Source organism: candidate division WOR-3 bacterium, from assembly GCA_016867815.1.
GTDB lineage: Bacteria > Hydrothermota > Tepidihabitantia > Tepidihabitantales > Tepidihabitantaceae > UBA2258.
Genome location: VGIR01000177.1, coordinates 1 through 3,033, shown reverse-complemented (window position 1 = coordinate 3,033; position 3,033 = coordinate 1). Strand labels below are relative to the sequence as shown.

The following is a 3,033-nucleotide window of genomic DNA, read 5'->3' as shown; positions in this document are numbered from 1 at the left end:
GCCTTGTGAATGACGACCTGGTATACACCGATTTCTCACAGCACCAAGCTCACCCGGCCATTCTGGGCAAGAACGACTTCAAACGCCTCATGGGCAGGAGCGAGCTCTTCGCGCGGAAGTTCGATGCGCTGGTTGATCGAGAAGTGCTGGATATGATAGACGGTGCCATCTCATGACCACGTGCTGGCTGGCTGCTGCCACAGGATTGTCGGCAGGGCGGGAAGACTCGTCTGAGCGAGAGCTATGAAGATCGACGACAGCGCGAAGAAAGCCTGCCGAGTTGTCCTTGATGGGATCGCGCAGCGGCGGGCGCAACAACAGGTTCTGCGCGGAAGACGGTTTCTTGACGACGGCCAGCCAGAGCAGGCCCTGGCCTGCTGCAAGAAGGTGCCATACGCTTGCCGAGACTCGTGGGGTGCCTACGAACTCATGGCCAGAGCGCTCATGCCCGGGGGTCACTACTGGGCCCTGCTCCGGCTCCTACACGAGCAGCTGCGACCAAGAACCTATCTGGAGATCGGCGTTCATCGCGGCGACTCGCTGGCGCTGGCGGGATCCGAAACTAGCGCGGTCGGCATCGACCCTGCGCCGGCCATCAATGTCCGGATCAGATCGCGGGCCAGGCTCTAACCTCTGACCACCGATGAGTTCTTCGAGAGGTACGACCCACTCGCTGAGCTGGGATCCGCCACGCTCGACATGGCGTTCATCGATGGGCTGCATGAGTACAAGCAGGCGCTAAGGGACTTCATCAACATCGAGCGCTACTCCCATCCACGGACAGTCGTTCTGGTCCACGACTGTCTGCCCGTGGCGCGGGCGGTTGCCGCCCCGGTCCGGGCAACTGTTTTCTGGTGTGGCGACGTGTGGAAAACAGTCCGCTGCCTGGTGAAGTATCGTCCCGACTTGACTGTCCGCGTCGTGCCAGCCCGGCCGAGCGGCCTCGCCGTAGTTACGCACCTCGATCCGAACTCGACTGTCCTTCGCGATCGGACCGAGGAGATCGCAGCTGAGTATAAAAACCGGGAGTTGAGTTACGAATACCTGGACAGCGCCTTGATTGCAGGCATGATGAGCAGAGGCGTACCCGATGACTGTAGGCAGTTCTGCCGAGATCTCGACTCAGAGCTGCGGGGTGCACTGCAGTCAGGCTGAGTGTTTGAGAGAGTGGGCTCAGCCGGACATCTCGAATCAGCCGCGGGACTGACGAGGTGAGACCGGATGCGGGAATCTGCAAGTCCGGTCCCATGCGGGGGTTGACGACAGACGCCGAAAGGAGTTGGTCGTGAGTTCTCCTCGGTTCAAGGCGTCAATCGTCATCTGCTACAACAGTCTGGATCAATATGAAAAGGCTGTCGGATACATAGATACTCAATCAATCCGCCAAGAGATTGAGATCATCGGTATCGACAATACCGACCGGAGATTTCCCAGCGCCGCAAAGGCACTTAACTCTGGGGCTTCTGCAGCGAGGGGTGAGATAGTGGTCTTCATGCACCAGGACCTGTATCTCATCGAAAGAGACGCCATCGAGAAGATACACCGCAGGTTGACACCAACAAACAAGCCAACACTCCTGGGGGTGGCCGGATTCTTGCGGGACGAAGGAGAAGTAGTGTTTAACCTGTACCATGGCGAAGGGAGAATTCAGAGGGCAAAACGGTTTGATCCAGAGAGGTTGTATGCGGTCGAGACGGTAGACGAGTGCTTGTTTGCCTGCAAGAAGGAAGTCTGGGAGCAATATCGCTTTGATGAAGACACCTGTGATGATTGGCACTTCTATGCGGTAGATTTGTCATATCAGATAGCTCTGGATGCGGGAACAGTAGTTGTATACCCGCTGGCGCTATGGCACTACTCATGGGGGGTGAGAAGCAGGGAGTTCTACATTGGCCTGTGCAGAATGTGCGGAAAATACAGGGGAAGGCTGAAACGCATCAACTCAACATGTATACAGATTGGAACGACGTTCTGGGGTTGTCACTACCTGCTGCTAAGGTACGATGCGAGCGAGATGGTGGGTATGATGGCGCGATTCCTGAGGAAGGTCGCACCAAGAGCCTGGCGGTCCTAGGCATCCCGAGTACGGGGCGACAGACGCGGTCTGTGCGTGTCACGTGTCTCCTCTACCGTCCCGCATCTGACCTCCTGTTCCATGCAGGTGATGTCCTTGCACCTCTCGCCGTAGCGTGCGCCGTATCTCGGGCTGCATCTCCACCCGTACCTCTTCCTGCATCTGGCCCTGGACCTCGGCCTTGACCTCAACCTGTTCCTCGCTCCTGACCGCCGCCGCACTCCTGCCTGCAGACGTGGTTCATCGTTCCACGTTCTTGGTTCTAGGTTCTCAGCTCTTGGTCTCTAGTTCCTGGTTCCTGGTTCTTGGTTCCTCGTTCACCGCCCGCCAATCTGCATTCTGCATCTTGCCTTTGGTGCTCTGACATCGTCCCGCCCCGCGTTTCTCGTTCATGGTTCCACGTTCTGCCTTTTGGCTTTTGCCTTCTGGCTTTTGACTTGCGCTCGGTCACGTCGTCCCGCGTTCATCGTTCCGCGTTCTTGGTTCCTGGTTCTCAGTTCCTGGTCTCTGGTTCCTGGTTCTTGGTTCCTCGTTTATCGGCCGCCCTCCGCATTCCTCTTCTCTCTTGATCCCTCGATCCTTAGACCACTGGATCACTCTCCTCCCCGAATTCCTTGAATCTCCTCGTGCGTTTCGTACTATTCCTGCGTGGAGAAGATGCGTTCCACTGCCGTGAGGGAGGTTAAGGTCAAGGCTAAGGTTGAGAATGACGAAGCGACCTCTCTTTGCCGCGTCCTCGACCTCAATCTTCGTCCATCCAGGCGCATGAGCTCGGCTGGTCCTGCCCCCACATGCTCCGTAGTCGTCCCGGTCTACAACAGCGAAGGGTCGCTTTGCGAGTTGGCGAGTCGGCTGAACGCGACGCGTGCCTGGTTCTCGGCCGACAGCGGCCTCCGACCCTGCTTGCTTGGACCGTCCGAATTGGCGACCGGAGTTGATCTTGACACGCTTGCCGCACG

Annotated in this window: 3 protein-coding genes; all 3 read left to right on the top strand. The window is 57.8% G+C overall.

The features are described from left to right. Positions 1 to 243 precede the first annotated feature (243 nt). The 3 genes from FJY68_13975 (at position 244) to FJY68_13965 (ending at position 2,074) form a co-directional block, all read left to right on the top strand. Positions 244 to 630: a hypothetical protein gene (locus tag FJY68_13975; protein MBM3332930.1), complete on the top strand. Its 387-nt coding sequence runs from the start codon at positions 244 to 246 to the stop codon at positions 628 to 630. Positions 631 to 633: 3 nt separating this feature from the next. Further along, positions 634 to 1,155, top strand: coding sequence for a class I SAM-dependent methyltransferase (locus tag FJY68_13970; protein MBM3332929.1), 522 nt, complete (start codon positions 634 to 636; stop codon positions 1,153 to 1,155). A 76-nt stretch (positions 1,156 to 1,231) separates the two neighbouring features. Then, entirely contained in the window at positions 1,232 to 2,074 is an 843-nt protein-coding gene (locus FJY68_13965) for a hypothetical protein (GenBank protein ID MBM3332928.1), read from the top strand. Positions 2,075 to 3,033: the final 959 nt, after the last annotated feature.

What these genes read in the sequence shown, in the direction of transcription:
- FJY68_13975 (MBM3332930.1), top strand. Translation starts at nt 244, where the DNA reads ATGAAGATCGACGACAGCGCGAAGAAAGCCTGCCGAGTTGTCCTTGAT.